This is a genomic window from Pseudomonas sp. MF6747 (assembly GCF_963890955.1).
GTDB lineage: Bacteria > Pseudomonadota > Gammaproteobacteria > Pseudomonadales > Pseudomonadaceae > Aquipseudomonas.
Genome location: NZ_CAWPSZ010000001.1, coordinates 143,395 through 160,693 on the forward strand (window position 1 = coordinate 143,395; position 17,299 = coordinate 160,693).

Genomic DNA, 17,299 nt, shown 5'->3' on the forward strand with positions numbered 1-17,299 from the left:
GTGTGACTAGCAGACCTAATGTGGCGAGCGGGATTGATGTGGCGAGCGGGCTTGCCCCGCGTTGGGCTGCGAAGCGGCCCTAAAAAAATACACACCGCGTTCTTTCTGAAAGAACTCGGCGCTTTTAGTGGGGCCGCTTCGCGCCCCAACGCGGGGCAAGCCCGCTCGCCACCACAAGCCCGCTCGCACACCCATTCCGCTCGGCATAACAAACGGGCTCGGCACAACAAGCCAGCTCACACGAGAAATCGCATCAGGCCTTAGATCGAGACAAAAAAGAAACTCGCAATCAATGCCATGCCCAATGCCCAGACCAGCGAACGCAGCATCGCCCAGTCCGCCAGGTAGCAAATGATGTACAGCAGCCGACTGGTGATAAACAGCACCGCCAGCACATTGATGGTCACCAGTGACGCCGTGCCGGCCAAGTGCGCAATGATCACTGCCGCCGCAAACGCCGGCGTCACTTCAAAGCTGTTGAGTTGTGCACTGTGAGCGCGCTTGGCGAACCCATCGAGGGTGTCCAGGAAAGCCCGAGGGTCATGGTTCTGCCGAGGCCCGAACTTGCCGCCGCTGAACTTGGCCACACCCGTGCACAGATAAGGCAGGAAAATTGCGATCAACACACACCAGAAAGCCACCGTCATCACTGATTCCTTTTGTAGTTTTAGCCAGCGGTTAGAGTTTTAGCACTAAAAATGCCACACCGCACTTAACCGCTATGAACCGCGCCACCGCCAAAGGTTCTACCGGCCTTTTGCCCCATGGCCTGCAACATCCCGCCAGTGCTGCGGTCCATCCACCCATTAACCAACGCACACTCCACCTTCCAAGGACCCCGGATGCTTGAACTTGTCGCCGCCTTCATTTGCCTCACCACCCTGCTCACGTATGTGAACTTCCGTTTTATCGGCCTGCCGCCCACCATCGGCGTGATGGTCACCGCCCTGCTGTTCTCACTGATCCTGCAAGGCCTGAGCTTCATCGGCTACCCAGGCCTGGAGGAGCGTATTCAGCAATTGATCGGCCAGATCGACTTTGGCGATCTGTTGATGAACTGGATGCTTTCGTTCCTGCTGTTCGCCGGCGCCTTGCACGTCAACCTGAATGACTTGCGCAGTTATCGCTGGCCCATCGGCCTGTTGGCAACCTTCGGCGTGTTGATTGCCACCGTGGTCATCGGCAGCCTGGCGTTTTACATTTTTGCCCTGTTTGGCTGGCACGTGAGTTTCCTCTACTGCCTGCTGTTCGGCGCGCTGATCTCGCCCACCGACCCGATTGCGGTGCTGGGCGTGCTGCGAACGGCCAACGCATCGAAACCGCTGAAAACCACCATCGTCGGCGAATCGCTGTTCAATGACGGCACCGCGGTCGTGGTGTTTACCGTGCTGTTGGGCATCGCGCAGTTGGGTGAAACGCCAACCGTCGGCGCCACGGCCATGCTGTTCGCCCATGAAGCGATTGGCGGCGTGGTGTTCGGCGGGCTGATCGGCTACCTGGTGTACTTGATGATCAAAAGCATCGAGCAGCACCAGATTGAGGTCATGCTGACCTTGGCGCTGGTGATCGGCGGCTCGGCGCTTGCCACCGAACTGCACGTCTCGGCACCGATTGCGATGGTGGTTGCCGGCCTGATCATCGGCAACCTGGGCCGCAAGCTGGCGATGAACGACATGACCCGACGCTACCTGGACGGTTTCTGGGAGTTGCTCGATGACATGCTCAACGCCCTGCTGTTCGCGTTGATCGGCATGGAGCTGTTGCTGTTGCCGTTCAACTGGCTGCACGTATTGGCGGCCAGTTTGCTGGCGGTGGCGATCCTGCTTTCGCGCCTGCTGACCGTGGCCCCGGCGATCCTGTTGCTGCGCCGCTGGCGCACCGTACCGCGCGGCACTATCCGTATCCTTACCTGGGGCGGCCTGCGTGGCGGGGTGTCGGTAGCATTGGCACTGGCCTTGCCGTTGGGGCCGGAGCGCGACTTGTTGCTGAGCATCACCTACATCGTGGTGCTGTCGTCGATCCTGCTGCAGGGTTTGAGCATCGGCAAGCTGGTCAAACACGTGACCAAGGATGAACCGGCTCCGCAGGCCGAGACCCACTGATGGACACGGGCGGCGAGCTGACTTCGCCGCCCGCCTTACGGTCAGAGGGTCTGCACGATGATCTGGCTTTTCAGGTCATTGAACATCGCCTCGATCATCGGCTGCATCGCCTTGAACCACGCTGGGCTGCACACCGCTTCGGGATGACTGAACGCCAGGGTGCGGGAAACCAGTACGGTGTTGCCGCTGCGCTCATAACGGGCGTCGTAGGTAACATCCGCGCCCTTAAGCGAAACGGTCTTGGGCACCGCCAGAATATTCACCCCTTCGGGAAACTCGAAGCGGGCCTTTTCAATACTCTGGTTGGCGAAACAGCTGAAGTTCTGCAGCCGCTCCTTTTCCACCGACAGGGCCTGCACGTCCTGAGCAATATTGCTGCCCAGCCGACTGAGGGCCGGCACGCCGATCGGCCCCGGCAAGTTCACGAGGTTTTCCGTGCGCCCGGCCAACGTGGTGTTGAAGCCGGACCCATCCCCGTCGAGTGCATCTGTTTGCAGCGCACCGCTGCCCGTCAGGCCATGGCTGCGTAGCGTTTTCTGAATGATCTGCTCACGCTCCGTCGGCGGCAGCGACCTGATACCAAAACGCATCGCTTCCGTGCGCCAACCTTCGGCCAGAGACGTTTGGGTAAAATCCGCCGCGCCCGTGTCATCGATCTTGAACACCAACTCACTGGACAACTTGCCAGCTTGAGTGGCCGGGGTACGCGCCATCTCGCCGGTGCGCGTCAACAACACTGGCTTATCCAGGTCCTGCAGCGGCAGGTAACCGGCGGCGATGAAACGGGCGGTAGAGTCCAGGTACAGGTCAAGGCTGGGCACATAGGTGATCACATGGTTGATCACACGTAACGCGGCCACCGTGGGTAAGGTGTAGGCATTGCCCAGGTTGATCAGCGCCGGCGAGCTGTCGATGGCCACGGCCTTGAGCATGGCTTCGAGCAAGGCTACATGGTCCTTGCAGTCGCCGTAACGGTTATCCAGCACGGACTGCGCCGAGTGTGGCACCACGCCGCCGGCATCGATGTACACCGCCACATAACGGATGTTCTTGCGCACCCAGTCACTGAGCGCCAGGGCTTTGGCCCGAGGCGTTGGCTCGTCGGCCGTGAGCGTGTGCGCCAACTCAGTGATTTGCGGCGTCACCTCGACCTGGGCCCGTGCCTGGTACGCTTTGGCCAGGTCTTGGTAGTTTGCAAAGGTCGAAACGGCGAGGATTTGGCCATAGTCGGTGTAGGCCACAGCACTCTGCTCAGGTCGGAGTTTGTCAACCGGCACATAGTCCCAACGGTAGACCTTGCGCCCGGCCGTGGCCTGCGCAGGGGCCGCCTTGAAACCCCGAGCCTCGGCATACAAGGGTTTGTCGGCCGGCAGGTCATAGGTCAGGCTGTAATCCTGGGTCTGGCTCAGGCTCGGCGTGGCGAAGTCGGTGAACTCGCCAGGGAACAATGCCGGCTTGCGCGTTCGTGTGTAGCGCAGGCTCAAACGATCCCCTACCGCCACCTCAGGAAAAATCACCACTTTGACCCGTGAGTCCTGAAACATCGGGGCATTCGCCGACGCCTGCTCCTGTTGCTCCCTGATCTGCGGCGCGGTGACCCTCACTTTGCGCCCGTCGGGCTTGAGCGTGAAGGCTTCGACAATCTCCAGGCTGTCCAGCGAGCGGTTGTAACTGACCGCCTGCTGGGCACTGAACCTGATGGCTCGCTCTTCGTTGATCAACGTGACCTTATCGGCCTGCAGCACATAACTGCCGTCGGCGTTGATCACGTAGTGTTGAGTATTCTTTTCGATGGTCACCGAGCGATCCGCCGCATCGTCCCTGGCCTGCGCCATGCCGAACACGCCCAGCGCCACGATCAGCGCGCACCCATTGCGCACCCGTAAAAAAGGGGAAGCCCGCATAAAGATCCTTCTTTCATGAATGGAAAGCCGCGCAGCGACTTTGCCATTCATTTATGACGAATCGGCTTACCGCTCTTTGTTGACCTGCTGGGGGTGGCGCGGGTCTGCGGTCTCGCCCGGTAAACTGTTTTCGCTGCGAATCTGTGCGTGGCTGATCAGCGCAAAGATGAAACTGCCGCCGATGATGTTGCCCGCCAGCGTCGGCCCGGCGAACACCAGCCAGAAATCCTTCCACGGCAGTTCGCCCGCAAACACCAGGTACGAGACTTCCGCCGACCCGACGACGATATGGGTGAAGTCACCCAGCGCCATCAGGTAGGTAATCAGGATGATGATGAACATTTTCGCGCTTTCCATGGACGGGATCATCCATACCATGGTGGCGATCATCCAGCCGGAAATAATGCCCTTCGCGAACATCTGGCCGGGGTCGTTTTCCATGACTTTGCGACCGATTTCGAGGAAGGCCATGTCGGTCTTGGTGTCGAAGATCGGCAAATGCAGCATCACATACGCCACCAGCAAGGTGCCGCACAGGTTGCCCACCAGCACCACTGTCCACAGGCGCAGCAAGCGTCCGGCGTTGGCCAGGGTTGGCTTGCTCATTACCGGCAGCACGGCCGTCAGGGTGTTTTCGGTAAACAACTGCTGACGGGCGAGGATCACCGCCAGGAAACCTGCGCAGTACCCGAAACTGGCGATCACTTTGAACCCTTCGCCGTCCGGTAGCCGCGAATTGAGCAGGCCCATGCCCATCAACGACAGGCCCATGGTCAGGCCGGCGGCCAGCGCCGACCACCACAATGCGGCCACGGTGCGTTCCAGTTCTTGATCGCCCTGGGTGCGGATGATTTCATGCAGAACCGCCGCGCGAGGCGGCTGGTTCTTGTCGACGTCGTGCTGTTCTTCCTGCGACAGGTTAGGGGTCTTGCCGTCTGTTTGCGTAGCCATGGTGATACCTGAACGGGGGGCGTTGTTCAGGTACGACCTTTGACCTATCAATAGCGTTCACTGGCCAGCGGCAGGATTAGTCCTTGATGCCGTCTTCCTGGAACTGGTCCTTCACGTACTTGATCTCAGTGCGACCGTGTGGCGCCGGCAAGCCGTCTTCGCCGAGGTTGACGAAGACCATTTTTTCTACGGTCAGGATGCTTTTGCGCGTGATCTTGTTGCGCACTTCGCAGGTCAGGGTGATGGAGGTGCGGCCGAACTCGGTGGCGGTGATGCCCAGCTCGATGATGTCGCCCTGGCGCGAGGCGCTGACGAAGTTGATTTCGGAGATGTATTTGGTCACCACGCGCTGGTTGCCCAATTGCACAATCGCGTAAATGGCCGCTTCTTCGTCGATCCAGCGCAGCAGGCTGCCGCCGAACAGGGTGCCGTTGGGGTTGAGGTCTTCGGGTTTTACCCATTTGCGGGTGTGGAAGTTCATGGTCACTCCAAAGCGTATTGCGAAATGATGGGCAACATCATGGCAGAGCCCAGGCCCAAGCTCTATGAGCCATTGCCTATCAAGCCCATGAGCGATCTTCATATGCCCGACAGAAAGGCTTGGGAAGTCTGGCGCACACAGCTATAATCGCCACCGCTTCAAAACGGTCATCTCTGATTGATACCGTTCTCCCGCCACCTGTCCGAGGGGCGCTGCAGCAGGCTCGACCTGTCAGGCTCGGATGGGGCGTTGTCAGGCCTGGTTTATCGGGTTTGATACTAAACGCACAACGGCGCCCATTCGCACACTACGAATGGAGGCTCTTCATGAGCGCTGTAATCACGCCTGCAGATTTCACCGACTACAAAGTCGCCGACATGTCCCTCGCTGCCTGGGGCCGTCGCGAAACCTTTATCGCCGAATCCGAAATGCCTGCCCTGATGGGCCTGCGTCGCAAATACGCCGCCGAGCAACCGCTCAAGGGCGCGAAGATTCTCGGCTGCATCCACATGACCATCCAGACAGCCGTGCTGATCGAGACCCTGGTCGCGCTGGGCGCCGAAGTGCGTTGGTCGTCCTGCAACATTTTCTCGACTCAAGATCAGGCCGCTGCTGCTATCGCTGCTGCCGGCATCGCGGTCTATGCCTGGAAGGGCGAGACCGAAGAAGAGTACGAGTGGTGCCTGGAGCAAACCATCCTCAAAGATGGCAAGCCATGGGACGCCAACATGATCCTCGACGACGGCGGCGACCTGACTGAGCTGCTGCACAAGAAGTACCCGCAGATCCTCGACCGCGTCCACGGCGTGACCGAAGAAACCACCACCGGCGTGCACCGCCTGCTGGACATGCTGGCCAAGGGCGAGCTGAAAATCCCGGCCATCAACGTCAACGACTCGGTGACCAAGAGCAAGAACGACAACAAGTACGGCTGCCGTCACAGCCTGAACGATGCCATCAAGCGCGGCACCGACCACCTGCTGTCGGGCAAACAAGCCCTGGTGATCGGCTACGGCGACGTGGGCAAGGGTTCGTCCCAGTCCCTGCGTCAGGAAGGCATGATCGTTAAAGTCTCCGAAGTTGACCCGATTTGCGCCATGCAAGCCTGCATGGACGGCTTCGAAGTGGTTTCGCCGTTCATCAACGGCCAGAACGACGGCACCGAAGCGAGCGTCGACAAGGCCCTGCTGGGCAAGATCGACCTGATCGTGACCACCACCGGTAACGTGAATGTTTGCGACGCGAACATGCTCAAAGCCCTGAAAAAGCGCGCTGTGGTGTGCAACATCGGTCACTTCGACAACGAAATCGACACCGCTTTCATGCGCAAAAACTGGGCATGGGAAGAAGTGAAGCCGCAGGTGCACAAGGTTCACCGCACCGGCGCTGGCGATTTTGACCCACAGAACGACGACTACCTGATCCTGCTGGCTGAAGGCCGTCTGGTTAACCTGGGCAATGCTACTGGCCACCCAAGCCGCATCATGGACGGCTCGTTCGCCAACCAGGTTCTGGCGCAGATCTTCCTGTTCGGCCAGAAGTACGCCGACCTGTCGCCAGCCCAGAAAGCCGAGCGCCTGACCGTGGAAGTGCTGCCCAAGAAACTCGACGAAGAAGTGGCCCTGGAAATGGTCCGCGGCTTTGGCGGCGTAGTGACTCAACTGACCAAGACCCAGGCCGACTACATCGGCGTGACGGTTGAAGGCCCGTTCAAGCCGCACGCTTACCGCTACTGATATGCCTGCTGCCTGCTCCCCTTGTGGGAGCGGGCTTCTAATGTAGGAGGGGGCTTGCCCCCGATAGCGGAATGTCAGTTAACAACTATGTCGACTGATACATCGTCATCGGGGCAAGCCCCCTCCCACATTGACGGCGTACATCTCCCGGTTTTATGAGTTTTCAAGGGTATTACCATGTCCCAAGACCGTCGCTACAGCTTCGAGTTCTTCCCGACCAAGACCGATGCTGGGCATGAAAAACTGATGGCGACCGCCAAGCAGTTGGCCAGTTACAACCCCGACTTCTTCTCCTGCACCTACGGCGCCGGCGGTTCGACCCGTGATCGCACGATCAACACCGTGTTGCAGCTGGAAAGCGAAGTCAAAGTTCCCGCCGCTCCGCACTTGTCGTGCGTGGGCGACAGCAAAGCCGACCTGCGCGGCCTGCTGACCCAGTACAAGCAAGCCGGCATCAAGCGCATCGTCGCCCTGCGTGGCGATTTGCCGTCCGGCATGGGCATGGCCAGCGGTGAGCTGCGCTACGCCAATGACCTGGTGAATTTCATCCGTGAAGAAAGCGGCGATCACTTCCATATCGAAGTGGCGGCGTACCCGGAGATGCATCCCCAGGCACGCAATTTCGAAGACGACCTGCAGAATTTCGTGCGCAAGGCCAACGCCGGCGCCGACAGTGCGATCACCCAGTACTTTTTCAACGCCGACAGCTATTTCTACTTCGTCGAGCGTGTACGGGCCATGGGCGTGAACATCCCGATCGTGCCGGGCATCATGCCGATCACCAACTACAGCAAGCTGGCGCGCTTCTCCGACGCTTGCGGCGCTGAAATCCCGCGCTGGGTGCGCAAGCAACTGGAAGCCTACGGCGACGACGTCAAGAGCATCCAGGCGTTTGGCGAGCAGGTCATCACCCAGATGTGCGAACAACTGCTGCAAGGCGGCGCGCCAGGGTTGCACTTCTACACCCTGAACCAGGCCGAACCGAGCCTGGCCATCTGGAACAACCTCAAGCTGCCACGCTGAGGCTTGCTCCGTGACTCAAAGGCCCTCGTCAATACGAGGGCCTTTTTGTTTTAAATGCGCCACATCAACGTGCCCGCGAATGCTTGCGCCAGAGCTTCTCTTTAGCGCAAGAGCGTCGTAACCTCAGGGCATGCCTGTCATTCTCAAGTTGTTGACTGCTGTGTTTTTTACTTGCCTGAGCCTCACCGCTTACGGTGAGAAACTGCGCATTGTCACCGAGCCCTGGGCCCCCTACGTCTACGACGACAAAGGCAGCATGCGCGGGCTGGATTACGAAACCACGGTGACCGTATTCCAACGCCTGGGCGTGGACGTGCAATGGCAATTCCTGCCCTGGAAGCGCTGCCTGGCGATGCTCGACCAGGGCCACGCCGATGGCGCACTGGACATCTTTCACAGCCATGAGCGCGACGCCCTGCTGCTTTACCCCAGCGAGCCGCTGTCGGATGTCGAATTCGTGCTGTTCTACGCCAACGACCGCCCTCATCCGGCCGAAACCCTCGATGATTTGCGCGGGCTCACCGTCGGTACATCCCCTGGCTACCTCTATGGCGAAGATTTCAGCGAGTCGACCTTGTTCAACCGCGAGCCGGCGCCCAGCCATGAGGCCAACTTCGGCAAGCTGTCGCTGGGGCGCATCGATCTGGTCATTACGGACCGCCGAGTGGGCCAGCATGTGATCAAGGCCATGGGCCTGGAGGGTAAGGTCAGCCAGGCGCCCGTGGTGGTCAGCCGCCAGCCGCAGTTTCTTGCCGTGCGCCGTGGCGCCGGCATGGACTTGCTGGTGCAGCGCTTCGCCGCCGAGCTCAAGCGCTTCAAACAAGAGCCGGCCTACGCCGCCTTGAGCGCAAAATACGGCGGAATCCAGGCCATCACGGCCTCTGAACACACCGTTGAGCAGCAGGAAAGCGGCGCGCCGTGATTGCTCTGTTATACTCCGGCCTTTCCGCCAGGCTCACGCCCGGCCGCTGAGGTCTTGAAAAAGGCACCTAACCCAGCTACTGCGCAGCTTTCAGCCCGCGCGAGCCGGTGGAGTGCCCGCCAGACGCAGCAGGACCGGACGGGGTTGCGCTCCCCTAAGCGCCATTCACGCCCGGCAAGATTATCCCTTTGGGCCAAGCCCTAACTAAAACAGGATTACTCATGTCCTTTGCTTCCCTCGGTCTCTCCGAGGCTTTAGTCCGCGCCATCGAGGCAGCGGGCTATACCGAGCCTACTCCGGTGCAACAGCGGGCCATTCCCGCCGTGTTGCAAGGTCGCGACCTGATGGTTGCGGCTCAGACAGGTACTGGTAAAACCGGTGGTTTCGCCCTCCCGATTCTGGAGCGCTTGTTCCCCAACGGTCACCCGGACAAATCCCAGCGTCACGGCCCGCGCCAACCGCGCGTACTGGTCCTGACCCCTACCCGCGAACTCGCCGCCCAAGTGCACGACAGCTTCAAGCTGTATGCCCGCGACTTGAAGTTCGTCAGCGCCTGCATCTTCGGCGGCGTCGGCATGAACCCACAGGTTCAGGCCATGTCCCGCGGTGTTGACGTGCTGGTCGCCTGCCCGGGTCGTTTGCTCGACCTGTGCGGCCAAGGCAGCGTTGACTTGTCCCACGTGGAAATCCTCGTGCTGGACGAAGCCGACCGCATGCTCGACATGGGCTTTGTCCATGACGTGAAAAAGGTTCTCGCACGCCTGCCGGCCAAACGTCAGAACCTGCTGTTCTCGGCAACGTTCTCTCAGGACATCACTGCCCTGGCCGGCAAGCTGCTGCACAACCCGGAACGCATCGAAGTCACGCCGCCGAACACCACGGTCGAGCGCATCGAGCAACGCGTATTCCGCCTGGCTGCCAGCCACAAGCGTGCGCTGCTGGCCCACCTGATCACCGCCGGCGCCTGGGAACAAGTGCTGGTGTTTACCCGCACCAAGCACGGCGCCAACCGCCTGGCCGAGTACCTGGACAAGCACGGCCTCACCGCCGTCGCCATCCACGGCAACAAGAGCCAGAACGCGCGCACCAAAGCCCTGGCCGATTTCAAGGCCGGTGAAGTGCGCATCCTGGTCGCCACCGACATCGCCGCGCGCGGCCTGGATATCGACCAACTGCCACACGTGGTCAACTTCGAGCTGCCAAACGTCGACGAAGACTATGTGCACCGTATCGGCCGTACTGGCCGTGCCGGGCGTTCGGGCGAGGCCATTTCGCTGGTCGCCCCGGACGAAGAAAAACTGCTGAAAAGCATCGAGCGCATGACCAAGCAGAAAATCGCCGACGGCGACCTGATGGGCTTCGATGCCAGCGCCGTAGAGGCTGAAAAGCCTGAAGTGCGCGAGCGTCCGGATGTGCGTAACCCACGCAACCCACGCGGTCCGAAGGGCGATGGCCCGAACGGCGGCGGTGGTGGCGGTGGCCGTCGCGACAAAGGCAAGGACAAAGGCGGCAAGGACAAAGCGCCCACCAACGGCCGTGGCGAACGCCCAGCCCGTGAGCAAAAGCCGCGCGAAGGCACCCCGGCCCGCGAACAGCGCCAGCCAAGCCAGCCGCCACGCGCCGCCGCCGACCGCGCCCCGGACGAGTTCCTCGACGACGACGTGGACAACTTCGGTAACCGCGTCGACTACGTGCCTCAGGCCAAACCGGCCCAGGGCCGTGGCCGTCGTCCAGGTGCACCGGCACAGGGTGCAGGCGCAGCCGCTCCACGTGGCGGCCAGCCGCAGGGCGGCCGTCAGAATGGTCCGCGCAACAGCAGCGGCGGCACCACCGGCACGCCACCTGCCAAACGCAGCGGCCCACGCAATGGCGCACCGCGTGACGGTCAAGCCCGTCGCGAAGACTCGCGCAGCAACAACCGCCGCCCGGCCCGTGACGACCAGCCACGCTCGTCCGAACCTGCCGTGCAGAACCCGCGCGGTGGCCCGGCGCCGAAGATCATCCACAAGGAGTCGAAGGCTGACCGCTTCCCGACACCCGAGCAGTTGGATCAACTGCCAGGCCGTCCTCGTGGTGAAAAACCGGCGTTGCTGACCCGCAACCGCTGATTTTCAACGCGCCATAAAAAATGCCCCGCATCCAAAGATGCGGGGCATTTTTGTGTGTGAGGCGAAAATTACTTCGCTTTCACACCTTCAAACGTCACGTACAACTCAACCGAGTTGGACGCTGGACCCAGGTCCATCTGCTTGCCGAAGTCCTGGCGATTGATGGTGGTGGTGCCTTCGAAGCCGGCACGGTAGCCGCCCCATGGATCCTTGCCTTCACCCAGGAACGTGGCCTTGACCACTACTGGCTTGGTCACGCCCAGCAGGGTCAGGTCGCCTGCTACGTCAGCAGTGACTTTGCCATCAGCATTCTTGCCGGTTGGCGTGACCTTGGTGGACACGAACTTGGCGTCGGCAAACTTGGCAACGTCCAGGAAGTCTTTGCTGGCGATGTGCTTGTCACGTTCGGCGTGGTTGGTGAACACACTGGCGGTGCGCACGTTCACTTCGATCTTGGCGTCTTCAGGCTTGGCAGCGTCGAAGCTGAACTTGCCGTCCAGGTCCTTGAAGGTACCGGTGATGTAGCTGTAGCCCAAGTGGCTGATCTTGAAGTCGACGAAGGCGTGCTGGCCTTCTTTGTCGATCACGTAGTCAGCGGCCATCGCTGAACCGGCGGACAGCAGGGCAGAACCGATTGCCAGAGCGGCGAGTGTCTTTTTCAACATGCTTTCTATTCCTTGTGAGTCGAGGTTGAACATCAGGCTTTGCGCCCCAGCATTCGCAGGAGGGTCGCATCACGATCGATAAAGTGGTGTTTCAATGCAGCCACGCCGTGCAAACCGGCAAAGACCACCAACACCCAGGCAAGGTACAAGTGCACCACACCGGCGGTGTCTGCCTGGTCCGGTAGTCCGGAAACCACGGCAGGAATCTCAAACAGGCCAAACACCGGGATACCGACACCGTCTGCGGTGGAAATCAGGTAACCGGCAATCATCACGGCAAACAGCCCGAGATACAGGAACGCATGGCCAAACGCAGCGCCCAAACGGGTCAAACGACTGTAGCTGGCCAGCGGCGGTGGTGGCGGGCTGACCAAACGCCAGACGATGCGCACGAGCATGATGGCGAACAGCGTGATGCCGATGCTCTTGTGCAGGTCGGGCGCGTCTTTGCGCCAGGCGCTGTAGTAGTCGAGACCGACCATCCACAGGCCCAGCGCGAACAAACCAAACACCACCAGGGCCACGCCCCAGTGCAAAACCATGCTGACCCAACCATAGCGGGCCGGTGAATTACGTAGCTGCATGTCCCAAATCCCGTAAGAACTGTGCCCAAGACTAGCGATTTACCTATCGAATTAAAGCGGAAAATTTCGCTTTGAAATATCGAGAAATACGATCAAGAGGTTATGCACAGTACGTTAACAATGGATTAAGGACTATTCCTGAGAAACGTGACAGACCGTCCCGCGTTTACTGCCAATTCATCCGTAATGGGTTGTGGCACCGCCTGGCATTGCATAGGCTTGCGCGATTGTTACGCCTGCGCCGGCCGCAGGACCGCTTCGAGGAGATAACCGATGGGCTTGAATAACCAGTGGATGCAACGCGACCTCGCGGTGCTGTGGCATCCCTGCACCCAAATGAAAGATCACCAGCAACTGCCGCTGATCCCGATCAAGCGCGGTGAAGGCGTGTGGCTGGAAGACTTCGAAGGCAAGCGCTACCTCGATGCGGTCAGTTCCTGGTGGGTCAACGTATTCGGCCACGCCAACCCGCGCATCAACCAGCGCATCAAGGATCAGGTCGACCAACTGGAACACGTGATCCTCGCCGGTTTCAGCCACCAGCCGGTGATCGAGCTGTCCGAACGCCTGGTCAAAATGACGCCCGAAGGCCTGACCCGCTGCTTCTACGCCGATAACGGTTCGTCGTGCATCGAAGTCGCGTTGAAGATGAGCTTTCACTATTGGCTCAACCGCGGCCTGCCGAACAAAAAGCGCTTCGTGACCCTGACCAACAGCTACCACGGCGAAACCATCGCCGCGATGTCGGTAGGCGATGTGCCGCTGTTTACCGAAACCTACAAGGCCTTGCTGCTGGACACCATCAAGGTGCCGAGCCCGGACTGCTACCTGCGCCCCGACGGCATGAGCTGGGAAGAACATTCCCGGAACATGTTCCTGGCCATGGAACAGACCCTTGCCGAAAACCACGACACCGTCGCCGCCGTGATCGTCGAACCGCTGATCCAGGGCGCCGGCGGCATGCGCATGTACCATCCGGTGTACCTCAAGCTGCTGCGCGAGGCCTGCGACCGCTACGGCGTGCACCTGATCCACGATGAAATCGCTGTGGGCTTCGGCCGTACCGGCACGATGTTCGCCTGTGAACAGGCCGGCATCCGTCCGGACTTCCTGTGCCTGTCCAAGGCCCTCACCGGCGGCTACCTGCCGTTGGCCGCCGTGGTCACCACCGACGATGTCTACGACGCCTTCTACGACGACTACCCGACCCTGCGCGCCTTCCTGCACTCCCACAGCTACACCGGCAACCCGCTGGCGTGCGCGGCGGCCCTGGCGACCCTGGATATTTTCGAAGAAGACAACGTCATCGAAAACAACAAGGCGCTGGCCCAGCGCATGGCCACCGCCACCGCGCACCTGGCGGACCACCCGCACGTCTCGGAAGTGCGCCAGACCGGCATGGTGCTGGCCATCGAGATGGTCCAGGACAAAGCCACCAAGACCGCCTACCCGTGGCAGGAACGCCGTGGCCTGAAAGTCTTCGAACATGCCCTGGAGCGCGGCGCGCTGTTGCGGCCGTTGGGCAGCGTGGTGTATTTCCTGCCGCCGTATGTGATCACACCGGAGCAGATCGACTTTTTGGCTGAAGTGGCCAGTGAAGGCATCGATATCGCCACCAACGATAAAGTCAGCGTTGCGGTGCCGAAAGACTTCCACCCAGGCTTCCGTGATCCGGGCTGATAGCACCTACTTAAATTTTCCAGAGAACAGAAATGAGACTGTCCCGCTTTTTCACCGACACCCCGCTGAGCCTTGGCGAGCACGAACTGCCCGAAGCCCAGGCCCACTACATCAGCCGTGTATTGCGCATGGGCGAAGGCGATGCCGTGCAACTGTTCGACGGCTCCGGCCAGGAGTTTTTGGGCACGTTGCTGGAGGTCGGTAAAAAACGCGTCAGCGTGCAGCTCACGCAAAGTTTCGCAGGCCAGAGCGAATCGCCGCTGCACATCCACCTCGGCCAGGGCCTGTCCCGGGGCGAGCGTATGGACTGGGCGATTCAGAAAGCCACCGAGCTGGGCGTGAATGAAATCACGCCGATCTTCAGCGACCGCTGCGAAGTGCGCCTCAAGGACGAGCGCGCCGACAAGCGCCTGCTGCACTGGCGCCAGGTGGCGATCAGCGCGTGCGAGCAATGCGGGCGTTCGACGGTGCCGGTGATTCATCCGCCGCTGCTGCTCGCAGACTGGTTGAAGCAGGCCGAGGCGCAGTTGAAGCTGGTGCTGCACCCGGTGGCCGCGCCGATGATCAGCCATGCCAAGCCTGCCAGCCTGGCGTTTTTGATCGGGCCTGAAGGTGGCTTGACCGATAACGAAGTCGACACCGCCCAAAGCGCCGGCTTCCACGCCGCCCGCCTCGGCCCGCGCGTGCTGCGCACTGAGACGGCGCCAGTGGTGGCGCTGGCCGTCGCCCAGCAACTGTGGGGCGACTTCTAACCCCGCTGTGCAAACCCTAACCCAATGTGGGAGCGCGCTTGCTCGCCAATGCGGTGGATCAGTCAGCCTGTTTATCAACTGACACACTGCCTTCGCGAGCAAACCCGCTGCCACATTTTGGATTGGGTTGTCAGTCCACCGGGTCACTGACCGGCTTGGCGATAATCGCCTTCAACTCAGCCGTCATCGGGAATTCCAGGTTCAAGCCCTTGGGCGGGATCGGCTGTTCAAACCAGCGCTGGTAAATCCCGTTGATTTCCCCGGAGCGGTAAAGGTCAGCCAGCGTTTCGTTGACCACCGCCAGAAGCTGCGGGTCGTCCTTGCGCACCATGCAGCTGTAGATCTCCCGCGACTGCTCCTTGCCCACCACCACCCAGCGGTGCGGGTCGCGGGCCTTGGCGCGCTCGCCGTAGAGCAGCGCATCGTCCATGTAAAACGCCGCCGCGCGGCCGGTCTCGAGCATCTTGAAGGCTTCGCCGTGGTCCTTGGCACTGATCACCGACATGTTGCTGTTGTGTTCGGCGTTGTAGCGCTTGAGGTACCGCTCATTGGTGGTGCCGGCGGTGGTCACCACGTTCTTGCCCTTGAGGTCGTCAAACCCGTTGATGCCGCTGTCCCTGGCGCTCAGCAACTGGCCCTTCACGTAGATAAACCCGTACGAAAACGCCACCTGTTTCTGGCGCTCGGCGGTCACCCCGGTGGAGCCGCATTCCAGGTCCACAGTGCCGTTCTGCACCAGCGGGATGCGGGTCTGGGACGTCACCAGGGTGTACTTTACGCCAAGGTTAGCCACGCCGATTTTCTGCTGGATGCGCTCGACGATCTTGCTCGCCAACTCTACTGAATAGCCCATGGGTTGGCCGCTGTTGTCACCTACGTAGGAAAACGGCACAGACGCATCGCGATAACCCAGCGTGATGGACTTGGCGCTGGCGATCTTGCCCAACGTGCCGTCCAGAGGTGCTTCAGTCGCCTGAGCCTGAGCGCCCAACAAAAGCCCCAGGGTGCAGCCGGTCAACAGGATTTTTTTCATTGTTATTCTCCGTTGGTGGTGTGACGAATCAAGCCGCGCGGGGCGCCAGGCCCTGCATATCAATGGAAGGCGCCTGCTGGCCGATCAGCTCGGCCAGCAGTTGCCCGCTGCCACAGGCCAAGGTGAAGCCGAGCGCACCGTGGCCCAGGTTCAGCCACAGATTGCGATAAGCACTCGCGCCAATCAGCGGCACACCGGTCGGCGTGGCCGGGCGCATGCCGGCCCATTCGACCGCCTGGGCGTAATCGCCGCCATGGGGAAAGGTCTCCAGCGCCTGGCGTTTGATCAGCGCCAGGCGCTTGGGCTCAAGGCGGGCGTCGAAACCGACAATATCCACCATCGCGGCGACTCGCAGCTGCTCACCGATCCGCGCGTAGACGATCTTGCGGTCGTAATCGGTGATGCTCACATTCGGCGCCTGGTGCTGCGCGTCAATCGGCACGCTCAGGCTGTAGCCTTTGAGCGGATACAGCGCAAGGGCCACGCCAGGCAACGCTAACTCGGCGCTGCGATGCCCGGCGGCGATTACAAGCTGGTCCACCGGCATCATTTCATCGCCTAGATCGATGGCCTGCACCGCACCGTCGCCGTGACGTAGTCCCGTGACCTTGCGGCCAAGCAAAAACGAGCAGCGCCCGGAAGCCTCAAGCCGCGCGGCCAGTCGTTGGCAGAAGGCATGACAATCTGCGACCTCTTCATTTGGCGTGTAAATACCGCCGACAAAACCATCCCCCACCAGCGCCGGCTCCAGGCACGCGCACTCGGCGGCCGACAGCACCTGCTGTTGCAGAAAATCGGTGACCTTGCTGCGCGCAAGCTCAAAGGTGCCGGCACTGCGAAAGGTCACCAGCTTGCCGTTGCGCCGCCAGTCGAAGCCGTCCAGGCGATCATCCTCGCGCCATTGCTGCAAGGTGGCCTGGCTCAAAGACGCCAGGCGCAGCAGGTGAGCGGCATTACGCTTGTTCACCGAACCCCGGCAGGCGCCCAGGAAGGACGCCATCCAGCGCCATTGCCGGGGATCGAGACGCGGACGCAGGGTCAACGGCGAGTCCCCACGCAGCAGCCAGCCCAGCGCTTGCAGGGGCACGCCGGCGTCGGCCAGCGGCGCGACATAGCGGTAAGACAGTTGCCCGCCGTTGGCAAAACTGGTTTCGCTGCCCAGGCTGTCGCGCGCGTCGATCACCGTGACCTCATGGCCTGCGCGCACCAGGGCGTATGCACTCGCCAGACCGATGACACCGCCGCCGATGATGCAAACCCGCTTGGCCATTCCCCTCACCCGCAATTGAATTGACAGGCCTCAAGCCTAGCGGCAGGTGACAGGCCACCGACAATGAATAAAGATGGCTCACCTATAA

At 61.0% G+C, this 17,299-nt stretch carries 15 protein-coding genes and 1 riboswitch; of the genes, 7 read left to right on the top strand and 8 right to left on the bottom strand.

Features of this window, described 5'->3' with window-relative positions; all coding sequences use genetic code 11:
- Nucleotides 1–260: 260 nt before the first annotated feature.
- A complete protein-coding gene (locus AACW30_RS00625; protein ID WP_106575634.1) occupies nt 261–647 on the bottom strand; it encodes an MAPEG family protein in 387 nt (128 codons plus the stop codon).
- A 195-nt stretch (nt 648–842) separates the two neighbouring features.
- On the opposite strand from AACW30_RS00625, the gene AACW30_RS00630 reads away from it, so the two are divergent.
- A complete protein-coding gene (locus tag AACW30_RS00630) occupies nt 843–2,102 on the top strand; it encodes a cation:proton antiporter (RefSeq protein WP_106575635.1) in 1,260 nt (419 codons plus the stop codon).
- Nucleotides 2,103–2,143: 41 nt separating this feature from the next.
- On the opposite strand, the gene AACW30_RS00635 is transcribed toward AACW30_RS00630, so the two are convergent.
- The 3 genes from AACW30_RS00635 to AACW30_RS00645 form a co-directional block, all read right to left on the bottom strand.
- Nucleotides 2,144–4,006 carry a DUF3857 domain-containing transglutaminase family protein gene (locus AACW30_RS00635; RefSeq protein WP_200622163.1) on the bottom strand — a complete coding sequence of 621 codons (1,863 nt, stop codon included), beginning with the start codon at nt 4,004–4,006 and terminating at the stop codon, nt 2,144–2,146.
- 66 nt (nt 4,007–4,072) lie between these two features.
- The gene (locus tag AACW30_RS00640; RefSeq protein WP_200622165.1) at nt 4,073–4,957 is read right to left on the bottom strand and encodes a formate/nitrite transporter family protein; all 885 of its coding nucleotides are present in this window, start codon (nt 4,955–4,957) and stop codon (nt 4,073–4,075) included.
- Nucleotides 4,958–5,033: 76 nt separating this feature from the next.
- Complete coding sequence (locus tag AACW30_RS00645) at nt 5,034–5,438, bottom strand: acyl-CoA thioesterase (protein WP_064454506.1); 405 nt, start codon at nt 5,436–5,438, stop codon at nt 5,034–5,036.
- Between the two features lie 198 nt (nt 5,439–5,636).
- Nucleotides 5,637–5,743, top strand: a riboswitch (S-adenosyl-L-homocysteine riboswitch).
- Between the two features lie 21 nt (nt 5,744–5,764).
- Here AACW30_RS00645 and ahcY point away from each other — a divergent pair.
- From ahcY to AACW30_RS00665, 4 genes are all read left to right on the top strand, one after another.
- Nucleotides 5,765–7,174 carry an adenosylhomocysteinase gene (gene ahcY, locus AACW30_RS00650; RefSeq protein ID WP_106575638.1) on the top strand — a complete coding sequence of 470 codons (1,410 nt, stop codon included), beginning with the start codon at nt 5,765–5,767 and terminating at the stop codon, nt 7,172–7,174.
- Nucleotides 7,175–7,351: 177 nt separating this feature from the next.
- A complete protein-coding gene (gene metF, locus AACW30_RS00655; RefSeq protein ID WP_200622168.1) occupies nt 7,352–8,197 on the top strand; it encodes a methylenetetrahydrofolate reductase [NAD(P)H] in 846 nt (281 codons plus the stop codon).
- 130 nt (nt 8,198–8,327) lie between these two features.
- Nucleotides 8,328–9,119, top strand: coding sequence for a substrate-binding periplasmic protein (locus AACW30_RS00660; protein WP_200622170.1), 792 nt, complete (start codon nt 8,328–8,330; stop codon nt 9,117–9,119).
- A gap of 221 nt (nt 9,120–9,340) precedes the next feature.
- On the top strand, nt 9,341–11,227 hold the full coding sequence (locus AACW30_RS00665; protein WP_106575641.1) for a DEAD/DEAH box helicase: 1,887 nt from the start codon (nt 9,341–9,343) through the stop codon (nt 11,225–11,227).
- Nucleotides 11,228–11,295: 68 nt separating this feature from the next.
- Here AACW30_RS00665 and AACW30_RS00670 read toward each other — a convergent pair whose 3' ends face one another.
- Nucleotides 11,296–11,892, bottom strand: coding sequence for a YceI family protein (locus tag AACW30_RS00670; RefSeq protein WP_106575642.1), 597 nt, complete (start codon nt 11,890–11,892; stop codon nt 11,296–11,298).
- A gap of 32 nt (nt 11,893–11,924) precedes the next feature.
- Nucleotides 11,925–12,476 (bottom strand): cytochrome b, encoded by a 552-nt coding sequence (locus AACW30_RS00675; RefSeq protein ID WP_106575643.1) that lies wholly within the window; start codon nt 12,474–12,476, stop codon nt 11,925–11,927.
- A gap of 273 nt (nt 12,477–12,749) precedes the next feature.
- Between AACW30_RS00675 and AACW30_RS00680 the strand changes: the two genes are divergently transcribed.
- Nucleotides 12,750–14,156, top strand: a complete 1,407-nt coding sequence (locus AACW30_RS00680; RefSeq protein WP_119737513.1) for an adenosylmethionine--8-amino-7-oxononanoate transaminase — start codon at nt 12,750–12,752, stop codon at nt 14,154–14,156.
- A 32-nt stretch (nt 14,157–14,188) separates the two neighbouring features.
- The gene (locus AACW30_RS00685; protein ID WP_119737511.1) at nt 14,189–14,908 is read left to right on the top strand and encodes a 16S rRNA (uracil(1498)-N(3))-methyltransferase; all 720 of its coding nucleotides are present in this window, start codon (nt 14,189–14,191) and stop codon (nt 14,906–14,908) included.
- Nucleotides 14,909–15,038: 130 nt separating this feature from the next.
- Here AACW30_RS00685 and AACW30_RS00690 read toward each other — a convergent pair whose 3' ends face one another.
- Nucleotides 15,039–15,941: a transporter substrate-binding domain-containing protein gene (locus AACW30_RS00690; RefSeq protein WP_200622172.1), complete on the bottom strand. Its 903-nt coding sequence runs from the start codon at nt 15,939–15,941 to the stop codon at nt 15,039–15,041.
- A 28-nt stretch (nt 15,942–15,969) separates the two neighbouring features.
- A complete protein-coding gene (locus AACW30_RS00695) occupies nt 15,970–17,211 on the bottom strand; it encodes a D-amino acid dehydrogenase (RefSeq protein WP_200622174.1) in 1,242 nt (413 codons plus the stop codon).
- Nucleotides 17,212–17,299 lie beyond the last annotated feature (88 nt).